The sequence below is a fragment of the Rhodonellum sp. genome (assembly GCF_030656585.1).
Lineage (GTDB): Bacteria > Bacteroidota > Bacteroidia > Cytophagales > Cyclobacteriaceae > Rhodonellum > Rhodonellum psychrophilum.
This window is the reverse complement of sequence record NZ_JAUSPP010000050.1, coordinates 24,780-43,443: the sequence shown is the minus strand read 5'-3', so window position 1 is coordinate 43,443 and position 18,664 is coordinate 24,780. Positions and strand designations below refer to the sequence as shown.

Below are 18,664 nucleotides of genomic sequence, written 5' to 3'. Positions count from 1 at the left end.
AATTTGATTTTGAAGGAAGTACAAACAAGTGCCTCATCACCGCATTCACACCCTGAACAGAGGTGTCAGCGAATTTGCCCCCCCCGATCATCACCCAACCCGCCAACTTGCAATTTGAGGAGCCCGCGGCAGGCGACGGGAATCAACAAATCAACGGGCTAAATATATTGGTCCCTTTTATTGTTGCAAATCCAGGTACCAGCACCAGCGATGCAATAGACCTTTAAACCAAAATCCTGTCATTTACATTTGCCAGGCAAGCGACTTGGTGTTTGATTCACAAAAAGAAAGTTTGCTGTACAACAGGAGTTGCGTTTAAAATCGAATGTTCATATTCCTTTACCTTTTATCCGTTTAAGGCGCTATTCTTCTTAAAGGTTGAATTTTAAACTTACATTTGGGCAGAATAGAAAAAAAGACTAATGAAAATCGTTATTACAGGCGCAACAGGCGTGTTAGGCTCACATATTATGTATGAGGCATTGACGCATTTTATAAAAAATTCAATCACAGGAAAACTGTTCTTGATCACCCGAAATAAAGGCAAAATTAGCGCAAAAGACAGAATAAACGAGCTGCTGTCCAGTAGCTATACCCCTGCAATAGTGAAGGAACAGGGCTTGGAAAAACTGCATGAATATCTTGAAGTCATTGATTCCGATTTGTCTCAAATACAGGATGCGTATTCGGACAAGATAAAAGATGCCTATTTTATACATTCTGCGGGCTATGTAAATCTTTCAACAGATGAGGAGCAGCGAGAAAAAATATTTGAAGAAAACACCTCTATCACCAAAGCAATATTCAACACTTTTAGTCCCTTTATCAAGAAGTTCATTTATATCAGTACCGCTTTTGCTTCTGGAGAAAGAACCGGCATCATAGACAATGATTTTCATAATTTAAAATTTAAACCTACGCACCGAAATGCGTATGAAAATGCCAAATTTGAATCTGAAAATTTTGTCGTTGAACAGTGTTTGTCTATTGGATTGCCCTATCAAATACTAAGACCGAGTGTCATTGGCGGTAAAATGATTGGGAAAGAAAGCAATTTTTTTATCCCTAAATTCATGGTTTTTTACCTTTTGGCAAAGTTTTTTCACCTGACCGCCAACAGAAGTCCTGAACAGGAAAATGTGCGTTTTATGGTGAATGACACGACAGGATTAAATATTATTCCCGTAGATTATGTGGCAAAAGTAATCCTAAGCACCTTTCAACGCGACGACATCAAGCAACTCAATATCGTCAACCATACGAGTTTTAATATTGTAAAAGGTTTGAAATTAATTATGAAAGAAGTGGGTTACACAAACTTTTCTATGGTGCCAAATACCTTGGATTTTAACTATGTGAATGCGATTGAAAAAATGTATTACGAAAGCATTGGTAAACATTTAAAACCTTATTTCATTTCAGAAGCAAATGAATATGATACCACCTTGTTGAATTCTATTTTAGAAATCCCGAAAATAGACGCAGAAGCATTGACAAATATGATTCGATATGCACGTATTCATAATTTTAAAGATATCAATGTGTAATTCATGCTGTTTTAAAACTGTTTTTTTTTGCGAATACCTTTACAGGATTGGGATATATATCCCAAAATTTTAACCCCATATGACTCTGGGTCAAAAACCAGCAGAATTTTCCACCTCACCTACCACAGGGAACATTCCAAAATCAGCTGTTTTGCTGAAATTGATTTCCAATATTTTTCTTAGGCTAGATTTATTTTTGCGGCTTATCAAAACCTTTTTCAATTGCATTTAAATTTGCCTTCTTCCCTATTCTGTATTTAAGCAAGAAAATACTGACTATTATCGTGGTAAATATACCCTGTTCGGGGTATATTTTAAATGGTGAGAAGTTTGTAGGTTTGAACCGTAGGATAAATCCATTTTAAGAGGAATTTTAACTGAAATAGGTAAACTGATTAAATATCATTCTTCCTTTAATCATTTTCGAAAGGTCGATAAATTCCGGAAAAAGCAAATATTAGACTGAATTTAATCAAGGAATATATGGCATTTTTTGGTGACATTTATAGTGGTAGCAAGCATTTGTGATATTGGTGGGGCCTAAGAAAGGTTCGTTTAAGCACACCAATAATATACAGAAAAATTAAATGTAATATGAAGATAAAAAAAATAGAAGTTGAAAATTTTCGATTACTGAAGGTTTTCTCAATGGACCTTGAAAATGAACTTTCTCTTGTTATCGGAAAAAACAATACAGGGAAGACTTCTATTCTGTCAGTTCTTAATAAATTTATAAATGAGAAAAGTAAATTTTCTTATGATGATTTCAATATTGATTTCAAAAATGAATTAGAAGGTTTAATTAAGTCGCCCGATGTTCCAGACGAATTCCTACCCAAAGGCATTAAGCTGAAAATTTATATTGAATATAACGACACTGATGACTTATCTAATGTTAGCAGAGTATTGATGGATTTAGACCCGGACAATAATAATATTGTTTTAGGTTTTGAGTTCACTGTAATCTATGATGATTTATTAAAAATAAAAGCAGACTATGCAGTCTTCGAAGCAAGTGAAAATGGCAAAAATGTAAAGAGAAATGAATATAAGCCAAGGAATCTAAAAGATTTTTTAAAGCAAAAATTAGAAGCTTATTTTAAAATTCATAAATTCTCTTTTGAATACGATACAGCTACAAACAAGATTACCGATACTAAACCAATTGATCTTGTTACTGAAAACATTGATTTAAGGGACATCATCAGCTTTAAGTACATAAGTGCAAGAAGAGATGTGACAAATAAAGAAAAGGAAAACACACTCTCAAAACAAACCTCTAGCCTTTATAAAAAAAAAGAAAATAGTAGCGATAAGACCCAGGCTACAGAAGATTTCAAAGACCAGCTTTCGGAAACCGACAGTACCTTAAGCGATATATATAAAAACTTATTTAAAGATGTAATAAAAAAGGTACAGAATTTTGGAGGCGTTAAATTGAATGATACTGACATAGCAATTATCTCGACATTACAACACCGAGAATTACTTGAAGGAAATACTACTGTAGTATATACTCACGATGACCATAAATTACCAGAGCACTATAACGGTTTAGGTTATATGAACCTAATAAGTATGATTTTTGAAATTGAAATTTTGATACAGGATTTCAAAAAAGATAAAGAGAAAAAGCCAGCAGATATTAATTTGCTTATTATAGAAGAACCGGAAGCTCATACCCATCCCCAAATGCAGTATGTCTTTATAAAAAATATAAAAAAACTGCTTGGAGAAGGTGTCAAAAGAGAGGATGGTATAAACAGATCATTACAGTACATAATCACAACGCATTCATCACACATTGTAGCAGATAGTGATTTCGATGATATTAAATATTTGAAAGCAATAGCAAAGAATAACGTAACTGCGAAAAATCTGAAAGATTTAAGAATTCAATATAATGCTGACCCAAAACAGTATCAATTCTTAAAACAATATCTAACGATCAGCAGAGCTGAAATCTTTTTTGCTGATAAAGCTGTTCTTATTGAAGGAGATACCGAAAGGATTTTGATACCAACTTTTATGCGAAAAGTTGATTTGGAAGAAGCTTCACGTTTAAAAGCAGCAGGAAATGAGGATACATTTCTACCACTTTTATCACAAAATATATCAACTATCGAAGTTGGTGCATATTCACAAATCTTTGAAAAGTTTATTGACTTCTTGGGTATTAAATCATTGATATTAACAGATATCGACGCTATAAATATAACAGGTCAAAATGCAAAAGGGCAAGAGGTATGGGGAGCGTGTCCAGTAAATGAAGGTACCAAAACAAGTAACTCAGCAATTAATCATTTCTTAAATGCTGTAACTTGGGCTGATTTAAAAGCCTTACCTCTTGCTAATAGAACAATTATTGTCGGGAGCTCTATAGTTTGTATATGTTACCAACAGGAAGAAAGCACTTATCACGCAAGAAGTTTTGAAGATGCCTTTATACACCTAAATAGAGGATTCGTAAAAGAAAATAAAGATACTTTCAAAGGGATAAAAAATGCTTCTGATTTTGATGATGATTCGAAAAGTCCTTATGTTTTAGCAGCGAATTGTGTTAAGAAGAAAACACATTTCGCTTTAGATATATTGTATCACAGTGATGAAAAATTTAGTAATTGGAATATTCCGGCTTACATTAAAAATGGTTTGTTATGGCTGAAGGAAGATTAAGTTTAGAGCCAGAAGTAAAGGAAATTTTTCAGTCAATTGATGATGGTAGGAATTTTTTATTAAGCGGAGGTGCTGGAAGTGGAAAAACATATTCCTTGGTAAGTGTAATTCGACAGGCGATAGCTGAAAATCCAACGGCTAAGGTTGCTTGTATGACATATACTAATGCAGCCGTTAAAGAAATTGAAGAAAGGGTAAACCACAAAAATCTTAATGTATCTACGATACACGATTTCTTGTGGGATAGCATTAAACACTTTCAAAAAGAACTTAAAGAAGCACTGATTTCCTTAGCGAACAATGAGGAAGTAACCAGAATTTCCATTGAAGAAGTCAATCCCGTACCAGAAAATTATTACGCAGTTTTGCCTGCTGGTGTACAGTACAAAGAGTTTGTTAGAATACGTGAAGGAATTATATCTCACGATGAATTGCTTATAGTTGCAAATTATCTTTATGAAAAATACCCCAAACTTAGCAGTATCGTAAAAGATAAATATAATTTTATTTTTATTGATGAATATCAGGATACAAGTAAAGCTGTCGTAGAAACATTTCTTACACATTTTAAGAAAAGTGAAAAAAAGAATATCGTAGGTTTTTTTGGAGATGCTATGCAAGCAATTTATGAAGATGGCATTGGCAATTTAGACGATTATAAAGGAGATGATGCAGAAAAAGTAAACGAAATTCAAAAGAAGCAAAATAGAAGGAATCCCAAACTTGTTATTGATTTGGCGAATAAACTTCGTACTGATGGTTTAACTCAAGAACCATCAGCCGACCCGAAAGCACCCAATATGGTTGAAGGTGTAATAAAGCAAGGTAATGTTTTGTTCCTACATTCCACTGATGGCGATATTAATAAGGTTGAAGCATTCTTAGAAGCTAATTGTGCTTGGAATTTTAATAATTCAAAGGAAACAAAAGAACTTAATCTTACTCACAATCTAATAGCAGATAAAGCAGGATTTAGAACCTTGATGGATATTTATGATAGTGACCCTATCATAGGTTTGAAGACGGACATCCTCAATAAAATAAAGGATAATAAGAAAAGTAATAGACCGGAAATTAAAATTGATGAAGACGATACTTTTGATAATGTCGTAGATAAGTTTGAACTAAAAAACAGACAAAAAGAACTTAAAAAAGATATTTTATTGGCAAACCCTATTAAAGCAGAATTGTACAATCAATTAAAGGATAAACCATTCTCTGAAATAAGAAAAATCTATTTAAATAAGGATGCTTTAATTGATGATAAAAAGCAAGATGAAGATGATAAAAACAAGAAAGGTTCAAAAAGAGATAATCTTATAAAACACTTATTTAAAATTCAGAATAATATTTCTCTCTATCAAAATAAAAGGTACAATGAGTTTTTAAGAGCCACAGATTATCATTTTAAAGTGACAAGTATCGCAAGCAAAAAAGCCTTAAAAGAAAACATTGAAAGCCTTGTTAATGTAGGAGATAATACAATTGAGCAAGTCATTAGCGATGCTGACGAAAAAGGAATCTGTTTGATTGATGATAAATTATTTGCTTTTAAAGCGAATAAGCAGTATTTATATAATCGAGTGAAGGAAGTTAAGTTTCTTGAATTTCAAAAATTATATGAATACCTTGAAGGACAAACACCATTTTCAACGCAGCATAAAACCAAAGGTGCTGAATTTGATAATGTTCTAGTCATACTTAATAATGGAGGGTGGAATAATTACAATTTTGGAAATCTATTTTTAAGTACAGGTTCCTCAAGCGTATTGGAGAGAACCCAAAAAATATTTTATGTCTGTTGTACTCGGGCAAAAGAAAATTTAGCAGTCTTCTTTCATAGTCCTGAAGCTCAAGTAATAGAAAAAGCGAAAGAATGGTTTGGTGAAGATAACGTCATAGATATTGAAAATTAAGGCCTAAAGTTTCAAAATTGCCACCTTCATTTAGCTGCGACAAGTCATTTCACAACTTATATTGCCTATGGAATTCCTAAAAATAGAAAAAGAATCCGAAAGTGAGTTTGCGAACATCGCCCAAACATTGTTTGACAGTTATGCCATCCAGACCAACAAAGCTATATACAGACTTATTGAAATTGAATTTTATTGGAATTCACCAAATCATATTGACAACAGCACTTACAAGCGTAAGCATGTTGATCCCAAGGCAGGGGATTGGTTATTCCATTATTCAGGAGTTGATATTGCTCTGAAGAATGAAGAAACGGGAGGATATGGTGGTATTTTAATAAGAGGCATCTTTGAAATTAACAGGAAAACAATGATAAAAGGCCCTATGGTCTGTGCCATGAAGCTTTTTAGTGAAAACAATGCTTTTTCTCAATCAATTAAAACTCAAATAATAAACCATTCCTTTCCAAAATCAGAAATGATTAAAAAACCTCGCTTTGGATTGGGGCAGAATGCCAAGGAAAGTGGAGCTGACCAGTTGAATTATGCTTTTGTGATTAACCCAAGCATTGAATAATGGTTAGGCAAAAGAAAAACTTAGGACATCAAGTGCTGAAAAAAAGGCTTGATGATTTTATGATGAGTATTTTAGCAGGACAGTCAAATAGTTTGGCTGCTTTGTCCATTTTCCTTTAAAAACACCCGGCTTGGTTACTTGGAAAATGTTCCTACATAAGGACATTCTTCGTAGTAGGCCTTTACTTTATGAATTTAGTATGATAAGTAAAAAATACCCTGATCTAGGTATTTTTTTGGTAAGGAAGAATAGGTTAGTTTTAACCGCTAACAAAAATAATTTCGCTCTAGGTTATCTTAGTATGTTTATTATGTAGGTATATACACCTTTAAAGATATAAATGAGTTGAACAATATTAAAAAAAATATATGGAACTATATGAAAGATTAAAATTCAACAAGAACCCATTTTCGACTTTTTCGGCTGAACAAGAGAGGAAGTTTCTTGACGATGTTTTCATATACCCAAACAATTATAACAGTCTTCGTTCAGATATAATTGAAAATAGAAGTAGGTTTATCATAGGTGCGCGGGGAATCGGAAAGACAGCACTTATTTATAAACTCAAACGCGAGCTTGAAGAAAAAAATGTCTTTGCTATTCTTATTGATGATTTTGAAGGTATCCCAGTAAAAAATAATAAGAAGCAGTTTCTTAAATTAATGATTACTAAAACCATTAAACTTTACTGCGCAACTCTTTCTAAAAACCCAACTTTACTTAATAAATTGGATAAGAATGACAAAGAAAAACTATCTTTCATAATAGCTGAGTTCTTTAGAAGCTTAAGTGTAAGAGAATATGAAGATTACTATAACAAGGCGACCCAATTTAAATCTAGAAACATCTTCAGAAATTTATATAATAATTTATTTCATAAGCCAATTAACCTTTTGATTGGAGGTGGGCTTGAATTAGCTTCAGACTTTGTTCGAAAATCATTTGGACTGCCTGACACCAACGCTAATGGCTTGTATAAAAACTATTTGCCTGAAATTGAACTTGAAACAATCAAAAAATCAGAGAACCCAAGTGAATTTTTGGAAGACGCTAAAGCTCTCAAACTAATTTGGCTTGATTTAGCGAATCTTATAAATAAATCTGGATTCAAAACTACCACTGTTTTCTTTGACAGAGCGGATGAGTATATTTCATTAGGACAAGGAATCGACTCTATTACAACATTCTTGAAAGAACTCTTAACTGATACTACAATACTGTTGTCTGAAAATTATTCAATAGTCATTGGTTTATGGGATGCCACAAAAAACGATTTTGATCAATTAGGCGTGCGATTTGATAAAATCAAGCCTTTTAACATTAACTGGTCATATGTAAAGCTGAAAGAAATATTAACAAAGCGAATAGAACACTTTAGTAATGGTAAAGTACAATTGGACAATATATTTTCTGAATCAACCATTAAGGAACTAATAGAGCTTAGTGATAATTCCCCAAGATATTTATTTCGTCAATTATCGGTGATATATGATACTCAAAATAATATTAATCCAGAATCTACAACTATTTCAAAGCAGGCCATTGAAGAAGGTCAACTAAACTACTGTATTGACTTTGAATTTTATGCAGTTTTCCCCAGTAAAAAAGGATCAAAAGAGGATATTCTTGTTAATGTGAATCGAATTTTAAAAATTGGCAACGAAGAAATAAAAACAAAGGATTATGTTGATGTCGCTAAAGTAAGTACTCCTACAGCCATAAATTACATCAAGATTGTTCAAAACTATGGTCTCGTTCATTACATTGGTGAAACTGAAAATGGCGCCAAAACTTATCAAGTTCAGAATCCAGTCATAAAATTTTTAATTAGGAAAGAAGTTAAAGAAATAAATAAATAATTGTGTACAATTATACCTAGAAATTTAAAATTATTTTGATGCTCGCTTGCCTCCTTCAAAAACACCTTCCAAAGCTAATCATAAAAAGTATCTTTAAAGTTGCATTTGTTAAAGATATAATATTCTATATAATATATGCATGGAGATATTGCTAACCTGAAATATTGACTGATAAATTATAAACACTAACATTACAAATATATACAATGCAACATTGCGAATTTTCAGAAACACAATTTTCCTTCTGCTTTACTTTTGAGTTTATCAAACATTTTTTCCCTGCTGTTCCACTTCCGTTTTTTCCTAATACCATTGACGAAGGAAAACTAGGAGGGGGATATGATGTTCAAATAAATGGTAACATTTATTTTCAGTTTAAAACACCTGTTTACCACGACTTAGTTTCAAATTTTTTTCGGAAACATTGGAATGTATTCGGACACGACTATTTTAAAATTAAACTTAAGACTAATGAATATCAATTCAAACTTTTGAAAGACCTTCAAAGTCCAGGTAACCAAGTTTATTATGCAACACCAGAATTTCACACAACTTCTGACCTTGGAACTTTTTATTCTTCTGACAAAATTGTTTTAAACTCAGCATTTTTTCCAATCGATAGTTTTCCAGCTTATATGAGCGGGCATCATCATTTAATTTACAGTCCAAGACATAATTGGGGACGACTTTTTTCGGAACCAACTGAAATTAAAAAAATTAAATCCATTAATCCCTTTGAACTTTTTCGAGACAATAAAAGTGATTTGACAATCTATCAACAAGCTGTTAAGCTAAGTCAAATAATAAGAAGTCAAGACGATGGTTTAAGTGCAAAATATGAATTCAATACCAATAATCGAGTTCAATTGGTTAAAGAAGTTTATATTGCTTTGCTGACGATTTATAACACGCATTGGTATCCAATCATTGCATTACAGCAAAGATGATAAACATTGGATAATTCGAAATACATTAAACCGGAGTAAGTACAAAATATTTCAGAGAGAAAAAAGCTTAACCGCATAATAGAACCTACTAAAAAATAGTGGTTCAGATTTTAAAACTCACCCCTCTGCCACCCAATCCCCATACTGCCCTTCCGCCTGCTCAATCACCTCCTGAAGCAACTGATCCAAAGCCGAAAACTGCACCTTTCCCCTCAATTCCTTCTTCACCGCCAATCTGATCGCTGCGCGGGCGTCTTCCTTTTTGGTCCAGTCGAGCTGGAGGTTCCTTTTTACCGAAGCCACTACTTTGTGGACCAGATCCTGGATCGGGCCTTTTTCGTTGAGGAGTTTTTCGTTGGCGGAGAGGAGGTCATAGAAGGCGAGCTCGTCTTCGGTGAGGCCCAGTTCTCTGGTCCGGATGTCGTCGTTTTTGAATTCGGTGGCGATGTCCAGGAGGTGCTTGATGGCCGCGATGGAGTCAAGGCTGTTTTTGTGGTATTGGCCGAGTACCCGTTCGAGTTCGTCCTTCAGGCTTCTGTTCCTTTTGATGTTTTTGTGCATGCGGACCTTGAGCTCATCGTTGATGATCCTTCGGAGGAGTTCGATTTTGATGTTTTCTCCACCTTTTTCTTTGACGATGGCCTGGAAGCGGTCATCGATGATGGAGATGTCTATCTGGTCCAGATCGTACATGGAGGCCAGGTCCACGATGGCATGGGATTCGATGGATTTGCTGATCAGGTCTTTGATCCGGTCGTTTTTCTGGCGCTGTGGGCCGGGAGGGGATTTGATCTTGCGGATCAGGTGCCGGATTTTTTGGATCACCGCGACCTCTTCCTGGATGGGCCAGATGCGTTCGTCGGAATTGCACATGGCCACCAACTCGGTCAACTTCCTTTCTTCCTGCAAGAATTTATCGGTAATCGGATCTGACCGCAACAGTTTGTTGACCAAAGTATTGGACCATTTCATCTTTTCAAGATCAGCCATCAGTTTGATACTTTCGATATCAAAATCTTCAAGGAGATCTTTCACGATTTCAAACTGTTCAAGACAGAAGCTAACGGCTACTTCAATGTTCAGCGTAGGCTTCCCCTCTCCCCCACTGCCTGTGTATTTCTTGGTAGCGGCGGCCAGGAAGCCGGATATACCGATAAAATCCACCACCAGCCCGTTGGGTTTGTCTTTGAATACCCGGTTTACCCGTGCGATGGCCTGCATCAGGTTGTGGCCTTTCATGATCTTGTCCACATAGAGGGTATGGGCGCAGGGCGCATCAAATCCGGTCAGCCACATGTCCCGGACGATCACGATTTTCAGAGCGTCATCGGGTGTTCTGAAACGCTTCTTGACGGCTTCCATGCTTTCCTTGGTCCGCACGTGGGGATTCCAGGTCAACGGATCCTTGCTCACATTGCTGGTCATGATCACGGCCACTTCCGGGCAACCTTCCAAAGCCGTGATGGCCTCGTACATCTTCACACAGTTTCTCCGGCTCATGCAGACGATCATGGCCTTGCCGTCCAGCGTGGCTGTTCTGGCCCCGTAATGCTTTAGGATTTCGGCGGCAACTTTGGCCACCCGTTCTTCCGCTCCGGCGGCATCTTCCACCGCTGCCCAGACGGCATTGCTGCTTTCTTCGGCCCCTTCGGCCCCTTCGGCCACTTCCTCCAACTCCCTGCTGTATTCGCCTTTGATGTTTAGCGGCACCATCTTGGGCTCATAGTAGATGGGCACTGTGGCTCCGTCTTCCACGGCCTGTTTGATGTCGTAGGTATGGATGGTTTTGCCGAAAACCAATTGCGTATCGGCATCCTTGCCATCCACGGGCGTACCCGTAAAACCGATAAAGGAAGCATTGGGCAGCGCCCTTCTGATGTTCTGCGCAAAGCCGCCGTCATTGAACCCGTACTGGGTACGGTGGGCTTCATCCGCCATCACGATCAGGTTGTAGCGTTCGGAAAGGACGGGATGTGCCGTTTCTTTTCCGTTTTCGAGGTCCTTGAGCCGGAACTTCTCTATGGTGGTAAAAATCACCCCACCGCCATCGCTGCTCAGGAGTTTCCTCAGGTCATCGGTGGTATCGGCATGCTGTACATCACCCACCAGGTCCTTGCAGAGCACAAAGTTCTCATACAGCTGCTGGTCCAGATCGGAGCGGTCCACCTGTATGAGGATGGTGGGGTTTTTCATTTCGGGCAGCTGCCGCAAAATCCCGGTCAGGATGGCCATGGAAATGCTTTTGCCCGAACCCTGGGTATGCCAGACCACGCCGAGACGACCGTCACCATGAGGTTTGATATTTTCGAGGGCGCTGTTTACCGCCTTGTCCACGCCCCAATACTGATGGTACTTGGCACCCTTCTTAATAATCTTCCCGTTATGGTCTTCGTGAAAGATAAAGTTGCGGAGGTAATTCAGCAGGGTTGCTTTGGGAAAAAGGCCATTGATAAGGGTTTCCAGTTGGAGGGCCTGATCCTGTTCGATGTCGTCTCCTTCGAGGCTTTTCCAGGGGGCAAACCATTCCAAAGCGGCATTGTACATCCCGTGCAGGGCTTCCAGTCCATCGGAAACGATGCTGATGGCATTGTAATCAAACAGCTGCGGGATGTCCAGTCCGTAATGACCGATCTGCCGGTGGGCATTGTCAACGCCGGTTTCCTTGTCGAACATGTTCTTAAATTCAAAAAGTACTAGGGGCAGCCCATTAATGTAGATCAATAAATCCGTTCTGCGGGTGTTTTTGCCGATGATGGTCATCTCGTCCGCGCAGATAAACCTGTTTTTTAGCGGATCCCCGTAATGGATGGGATAGAGATGCCTGGCTTGTTCCTTTCCCCCGGCATCCTTCCAACTCACAGAAATCCCCTGTGTCATTTTTCGGTGAAAATCCCGGTTGCGGTGATCGGTGTCCATGCCCTGGTGCTGGGTGAAGGAAACCATGGCTTCGTTGATGGCGGTGGCCGGAACATCAGGGTATGTGCTTTGCAAAAACCTACGGAGCTCATCCGCCAACACCACTTTCTTAAGGTCTCTTTTTAAGGAGTTCCCTTCCTGATGGACATAACCCAAATCCTGCAATAGGACGATGGCCGCCTTCTGAACCGTGATTTCGATCATCTTGCTCATAGGGCAGCGGATAAAGTTTTTTCAGCGTCTTTTACCCTGACTTCTCCGCTGATAAGTTTGGGTAAAAGGGTGTCGCGGAGGGTGGTGAGGGTTTGAGTTTCATTAGTATTACTCCTAATATTTTGAAAGAGGTATTCTACCTTTTCTTGAAAAGAATCTACTATTATATGTGATGGTATAACCATTTTAATCCCTTTCACCGTTTTCGAGTTCACTGCTGTAGCTATTGATGAGGTGCTTCCAAGAGAATTATAATCAAATATTTTTAAGGCTAAATAAAGGTATTCACTACTTATTGAGGTCCTTTTGTTTTTAATAAAGTGAGCGATTGCTTCATTGGTTACCATATTTTCCGTTGTAATTGAAACCCTTCCAACTGTTAGTTTAAAACTGAGTATTACAGTGTTTTCGGGGACTTTAGGGATGGCTTTGACTGCATCATCGGTTAAATATTCAGCCGTATTAAATATATATGTTCCAGCATTCCCCATATCTTTAATTGAAATCCATTTAACTCCTGAAGTAAAAGAGAACCATTTAGATTCCTTTCTTGGAGGTGTTCTTCCAATTGTAATATCAAACTCATCACCCAAAGTTTTCACCTCCCAACCCTTCGGAATCATCCCCAATTCAGATTCCACAAATTCAACGTCTTGGAAAGGGCCAAAATCCACAAACCAATGCTTGTATAAAGCCATGGCCATTTCTTCCAGGGTTTTGTTCATCTGGAGGTTGAGTTCTATTTTGTCATCTAGGGCGGATAGGATGGAGGATATAACGATTTGTTCGTTAAGTGAGGGAAAAAAAATTGGAATTGATTTTAAAGAAGGAATATTTGTATATCCTTGAACTGATGCTCCATTATGAGCATTCTGGTAATGTTTGAATTTGTTGCCAGTAATATAATAATATAAAAATTTTGGGAAAATTTTAGATTTATCTGCCCTTATTATTGCAACAGAACTTGATATGCCAAAAATGTCGGATTCTTTATAAAGATATGCATTACCAAGTGTTCCAATAATACCTAAAATGATATCCCCAACTTCAGGTTTATTTACTGCTTTTGAGTTCGAAGAAAATAATCTATTATAATCGGTTTCTGATATGTAATCTATCTTATCTAAAATTAGCTGACCTTTTTTAAAGTTCTTAGAAGTTAAGTATAAAATTCCCTCATCAACTCTTTTTACCTTAGTATGAGCACCATCTCCAATTCTTGATATTTCTCCTAGCTTGTATGTCTTCCAGTTTTCCGGCATTATTGTATTTTTTTAAATCCTTTTGCATTTAGCAAAGAGGTCATTTGAGAAAAGGCAATTTGGTTGAGCTGTTTGAATCTATAGGAGCCCGCCTGAATTTTAATTCCATCGAATTCGATGGAATTAAAATCGGGATTGTTCAAATGTTCCCAAAGTCCTAAATATTCAAGTGTACTTCTGTTTCGCATCCAGTTTTGAAGGATATAATCACTTCGGATGGCATCCTTTTGTCTTGCGATGTCAGTCAGCGATATATAATCGTCCTCATTTATTTTGGTGACCCAAACAGCTATGCCTTGCACCTCAATTTTATGATTTTTTGACATATCAACTTGGGTTAAATCAAATTTTCATTGTGCTGTTTTTTTCAATTCAACAATTCATAGTCAGAAATCAAAAGCCCAGGTGATAAATGTAGTTTTTCGGTCAGGTTACGGATCATTTCCACCGTCAGCCGCCTTTTTCTGTTCAAAACTTCAGATACCCTGCTTTTCCCACCGATGATATTTACCAGGTCTTTTTGCTTAAGCTCCAGCTCTTCCATGCGTATCTTAATCGCTTCGATCGGGTCCGGAGCTTCGATCGGATATTTCTTCTTTTCATAATCATCCACCATCAAAGCCAGAATATCAGCCTCATCGCTTTCCACGGTTCCCACCGGGGCATCAAATATTTTTTCAAGCCTCATTAGAGCTGCCTGATAATCGTCTTCTGTTTTTATTGGCCTAAGTTCCATATTGCATCTTTAAATCGTATCTGCATTAATTTTGTCATATTCACTGTGGGTTCCGATAAATCTGATGAAGATCCACTGTTTTTCGAAATTGAATTTTGCTACCAAACGATATGCATTCCCCTTGATGTTGAATACTATCCTGCTGTCTTTAAGTATGCTTGCATTGGCGTAACTTTGTTTCACATCATTGGGTGTTTTCCAGTCCGCATCAATTGCCGTATCATACCAGGTTTTTAGATACTGCTCTGTTTCGGGATGTTTCTCCCAATAAGCTCTTAAAGTACTTTTTGCAAAAATTCTTTCCATTATTTTCAACTTATGCAAAGATAGGATAAAATTCTCAATTTGGGAACTTTTAAAACTATAGATTATAGTGCTATTGCCTGTTTTTCATATGCTTACAATTTTTCAAAATTAGCCAATATCTTCCTTTTCAGTTCCTCCCCCTTTTCAAATTGCTCGAGCAAAGTGGCCTTCAGCCCGGCCATCTTTTCTTCAAAGGGAATACCATCATCTTCTTCCGCTTCGGTGCCTACATAAATGCCCGGCGTCAGTTTGTAATCCTGTTTCTGTACTTCCGCCAGGGAAGCGGCTTTGCTGAAACCGTCTGTGTCGGCATAGGGAATTGACTCGTTTGCTGCATTCACTTCGGCCGTATTCCGCCATCGGTGGTAAGTATCGGTTACTTTACTGACATCTTCATCATTGAAAACCCGCAGTTTACGGCTGACCATTGCTCCCATTTTGGAGGCGTCTATAAAAAGGATTTCTCCGCTCCGCTCGCGGTGAATGCCGTCCTTGCCATCCCGGTTTTTGCTCAGGATAAAAAGACAGGCCGGAATGCCCGTGGTCAAGAACAACTTGTCCGGTAGCCGGACGATGCAGTCCACCATGCTCTTGTCCACCATGTGCTGTCGGACGTTTTTCTCGCCTTTGGTGTTGGAAGTCATGGCGCCGTTGGCCATCACGATGCCAGCAGTGCCGGTATCGCTGAGGTGGTGCCAGAAGGTCTGCATCCACATGTAGTTGGCAGAGCCGTCGGTGGTGAATTCCTCCTTGGGACCAAAGAGTCGCGGATCCCCATCCGGCAGGTCTTCGGGATGCCAGTTGCTGACGTTAAAGGGCGGGTTGGCAATGATATAATCCGCCTTCAGCTCCGGGAATTTATCATCCAGCAGGGAGTTGCCCAGCTTGATGTCAAAGGAGAGGTTGCGCAGCATCAGGTTCATCAGGCAGAGCCGCAGGGTCTGCGCCGTCATCTCCTGTCCGTAGATGGCAATGTCCTTTTTGTTGCCCCCATGCTCCTGGATAAACTTCAGGCTTTGGACAAACATCCCGCCGCTGCCACAGGCCGGATCAAAGATTCTTCCCTTGTAAGGTTCCAGCATTTCCACCAGGAGGCGGACGATGCTGCCCGGCGTGAAAAACTGTCCCGCACCCGAGCCTTCCGCCATGGCAAAACGCCCGATATAATATTCATAGATCCTGCCCAGGATATCACTCTCCGGATTTTCCTTTTCTGAGAATTTGGGATGGGAAAGCAGGTTGATGATCCCCCCTGTCTGCTTCGGGGACAACTCACTTCTGACAAAAATCCGGGGCAGCAGGTTGTTCAACTGGGGATTATAGCCCGTCAGCAGTTCCTGGATCACATCAAAGGCATCATCGACCTTTACTTTGATATCATCCTGCTCCGCATTGTCCTTCAGGTATTGCCAGGAAGCCGTTTTGGGGATTTTAAAGGTGTTTCTGGACCGGTATTCGTCATTGTCTTCCAGCACATAGCTGATCTCCTCTTTGTCATTGGTATAATACTCGGATTTTGGATCCTGGAGTAAGTTCTGGATCTTCTCATGCACCAGCTCATACCGCTCGCTGAGGTGCTTCAAAAATACCAGCGGCAAAATATAGTTCTTATAATTATTCTCAGATACAGCCCCTCTCAGTTCGTTTGCCGCATCCCAGAGTTCCTTCTCAAAATCGATGTCTGCCTTTGCCATTTATAGTATTGGGTAATTTCTTTAATGGGGTGGATTAGTTAATCAAACAATATGGTTGGATTTTCTTGATTTGGCAAGTGGAAAGGGAAAATAGGGAGGTGATTTTGTGGAAAGAAAGAAAGAAAGAATTGGTTTGGGTTTAACCCGTTTTATGCATTGCGAATGCCATTCCTGATTTGTTTATTTATTTGCCAATTTAATGTTTATAATTTAAACAAAAACTTGAAATAGAAGCAGAACGGCATTTTTATTGCTTTTCACCTTAAAAACCAGTCTCCGGTGTGTGGAGAAAAGGCATTAAGAAAATGCTGTATTGAAATGGCTAATGTTTTTGAAAAACAATACCAAAGAACAAAGTGAAAGTCCAGGCCTTGATTAGCAAAACCTCATACGAATCCTAAAGAAATTTTAATTTAAAAAACCCCAACCAAAGCCAAAATGCAGCTGGTTGGGGTGTCTTCTTAGCTTTACTATTTTTGATTCGTTTACTCGACCACTCTTCCTGTCTTGGAATAGTCAAAGTAAGTTTTTCCATTCCAATCCGTTTGAAACAAATCAATCTTGTAAAAGATCCCATCGATTTTATGTTCGACTTTTAGGGTTTTTTGTGGTTGTTCAGAATAGAACGCTGTGTTTTCAACAAGTATTTCATCCAAAACCCTGCCGTCTATCTCCTGATCGATTTTGATCCCATGGATGTGCAATACTGTGGGCATAATGTCTATCAGAGCGGTTGGAAGAGGGTTTGCGAATTGTTTTTTAAAGCTGGGTCCGACAGCGATGAAAGGGGTCTGCATCTCAAATGGACTGGAAGAGCCATGTCCTGCCGTGCCCCTATTGAAAGAAGCGCCCTTATAGCCAAATTCATTCTCTTCATCATTCCAGTTAACGTCAACATAGAGGTCGGCGGCCCTTTCCGCATGTTGCCAATAAATCAGATGCTGCGAAAGGGTACCGGGAATATTTGCCGTTTCCTCTTCTTTTGAGAAGACAGCCCCAACCCAATCCTCTTTTTGAAAGGCTTCTGCTATGGTTCTGATTTTCGCTTTGTCCTTCACATAGACAGCATTGCCCACAACAATCACATCATCAGAGTCTTCACCGGTTTTCAATCCTTTTTCAATCAGGAAATCTTCCAAAGAGCCCTCCCCTATGTGCGTACTGAATCCATGGTCTGATGAGATAATGATGTTCACTTGATTTTCCATCCCGTTTTCCTGAATGTACTGGAGGATTCTTCCCACTTGGTCGTCCACACCCTTAATGGAAGCAAGAGTCATCGGAGAACCAATCCCTGTAGCATGGGCGGTTCCATCGGGGTCGGAAAACCAAATCGTACTGATAGAGGATTTATCTGACTTTAAGTCAAATTCAATAAAAGCATCGGTTATCCATTTGTGTCTAGGCAGATTGGGCCTCTCCTTTGCGGGGATTTCACCAACCTTGGCTATTACCTCTTTTTCTAGATTGGAAGGTAAAATCAAATCAGGATTTATTATTCCCCTCCCTTTAATTCTTTGATTGAGAAGGAATGATTGGCCTGTAGTCCCTGAGCTGAATATGGTGAAATCAGTTTCCCCTTGATCTTCGACCCATTCTCCGAAGGTTTTGACAAGCAGCAGCCTGCCTTTCTCCACACTGTCTGCCTTCATCAAGGCCTTAAAATCTCCCGTGTTGATCCCTTTGACTGCATCCACCGCAGGTAAATAAATCGAATTGCCCAAAATCCCGTGTCTCACAGGATAACTTCCAGTTGCGTAAGAAGTGGAATTGACTCGGGTCAGGGTCGGGAAAATGGAATGGGAATGGAGCCCTTCTACTCCCATTTTTGAAAGTTTATACAGGTTGGGGGAATTTGTCTCTGATAAATAATCCTTTCTTAGTCCATCGATGATGATGACAACAGTCTTTAAATCAGGCTTGCTTTTTTCCTGCTCCATGCAGGAAAAAAAGGTCAGTCCTATTAGAATTACCGGAATGACTATTGATTTTATACTTATGTTTTTGTTCATGGTTTC

General features: G+C 38.6%; 13 protein-coding genes. 6 read left to right on the top strand and 7 right to left on the bottom strand.

All coding sequences use genetic code 11. The features are described from left to right. Positions 1 to 422 precede the first annotated feature (422 nt). The 6 genes from Q7J63_RS12415 to Q7J63_RS12390 all read left to right on the top strand — a co-directional run bounded on the left by Q7J63_RS12415 (position 423) and on the right by Q7J63_RS12390 (position 9,519). Positions 423 to 1,547: an SDR family oxidoreductase gene (locus Q7J63_RS12415; RefSeq protein WP_304886518.1), complete on the top strand. Its 1,125-nt coding sequence runs from the start codon at positions 423 to 425 to the stop codon at positions 1,545 to 1,547. 594 nt (positions 1,548 to 2,141) lie between these two features. Then, positions 2,142 to 4,223: an ATP-dependent endonuclease gene (locus Q7J63_RS12410; protein WP_304886516.1), complete on the top strand. Its 2,082-nt coding sequence runs from the start codon at positions 2,142 to 2,144 to the stop codon at positions 4,221 to 4,223. Then, positions 4,205 to 6,139 (top strand): UvrD-helicase domain-containing protein, encoded by a 1,935-nt coding sequence (locus Q7J63_RS12405; protein ID WP_304886514.1) that lies wholly within the window; start codon positions 4,205 to 4,207, stop codon positions 6,137 to 6,139. The genes Q7J63_RS12410 and Q7J63_RS12405 overlap by 19 nt, the downstream gene beginning before the upstream one ends. A 67-nt stretch (positions 6,140 to 6,206) precedes the next feature. Continuing rightward, the gene (locus Q7J63_RS12400; protein WP_304886512.1) at positions 6,207 to 6,713 is read left to right on the top strand and encodes a hypothetical protein; all 507 of its coding nucleotides are present in this window, start codon (positions 6,207 to 6,209) and stop codon (positions 6,711 to 6,713) included. 368 nt (positions 6,714 to 7,081) lie between these two features. Continuing rightward, on the top strand, positions 7,082 to 8,572 hold the full coding sequence (locus Q7J63_RS12395; protein WP_304886510.1) for a P-loop ATPase, Sll1717 family: 1,491 nt from the start codon (positions 7,082 to 7,084) through the stop codon (positions 8,570 to 8,572). A 206-nt stretch (positions 8,573 to 8,778) separates the two neighbouring features. Next, entirely contained in the window at positions 8,779 to 9,519 is a 741-nt protein-coding gene (locus Q7J63_RS12390) for a hypothetical protein (RefSeq protein WP_304886508.1), read from the top strand. A 117-nt stretch (positions 9,520 to 9,636) separates the two neighbouring features. Here the strand turns inward: Q7J63_RS12390 and Q7J63_RS12385 are convergent, their stop codons facing one another. The 7 genes from Q7J63_RS12385 to Q7J63_RS12355 all read right to left on the bottom strand — a co-directional run bounded on the left by Q7J63_RS12385 (position 9,637) and on the right by Q7J63_RS12355 (position 18,658). After that, complete coding sequence (locus tag Q7J63_RS12385) at positions 9,637 to 12,648, bottom strand: type I restriction endonuclease subunit R (protein ID WP_304886506.1); 3,012 nt, start codon at positions 12,646 to 12,648, stop codon at positions 9,637 to 9,639. After that, positions 12,645 to 13,910 carry a restriction endonuclease subunit S gene (locus Q7J63_RS12380; RefSeq protein WP_304886504.1) on the bottom strand — a complete coding sequence of 422 codons (1,266 nt, stop codon included), beginning with the start codon at positions 13,908 to 13,910 and terminating at the stop codon, positions 12,645 to 12,647. Before Q7J63_RS12380 ends, Q7J63_RS12385 begins: the two co-directional genes overlap by 4 nt. Next, positions 13,910 to 14,236 (bottom strand): KilA-N domain-containing protein, encoded by a 327-nt coding sequence (locus Q7J63_RS12375; protein ID WP_304886503.1) that lies wholly within the window; start codon positions 14,234 to 14,236, stop codon positions 13,910 to 13,912. Before Q7J63_RS12375 ends, Q7J63_RS12380 begins: the two co-directional genes overlap by 1 nt. A 41-nt stretch (positions 14,237 to 14,277) precedes the next feature. Next, positions 14,278 to 14,646: a type II toxin-antitoxin system HigA family antitoxin gene (locus tag Q7J63_RS12370; RefSeq protein ID WP_304886501.1), complete on the bottom strand. Its 369-nt coding sequence runs from the start codon at positions 14,644 to 14,646 to the stop codon at positions 14,278 to 14,280. Positions 14,647 to 14,655: 9 nt separating this feature from the next. Further along, complete coding sequence (locus tag Q7J63_RS12365) at positions 14,656 to 14,952, bottom strand: type II toxin-antitoxin system HigB family toxin (RefSeq protein WP_019600136.1); 297 nt, start codon at positions 14,950 to 14,952, stop codon at positions 14,656 to 14,658. Positions 14,953 to 15,044: 92 nt separating this feature from the next. Beyond that, complete coding sequence (locus Q7J63_RS12360) at positions 15,045 to 16,646, bottom strand: class I SAM-dependent DNA methyltransferase (protein ID WP_304886500.1); 1,602 nt, start codon at positions 16,644 to 16,646, stop codon at positions 15,045 to 15,047. 485 nt (positions 16,647 to 17,131) lie between these two features. After that, positions 17,132 to 18,658, bottom strand: a complete 1,527-nt coding sequence (locus Q7J63_RS12355; RefSeq protein ID WP_304886498.1) for an alkaline phosphatase family protein — start codon at positions 18,656 to 18,658, stop codon at positions 17,132 to 17,134. Between the last annotated feature and the right edge of the window lie 6 nt (positions 18,659 to 18,664).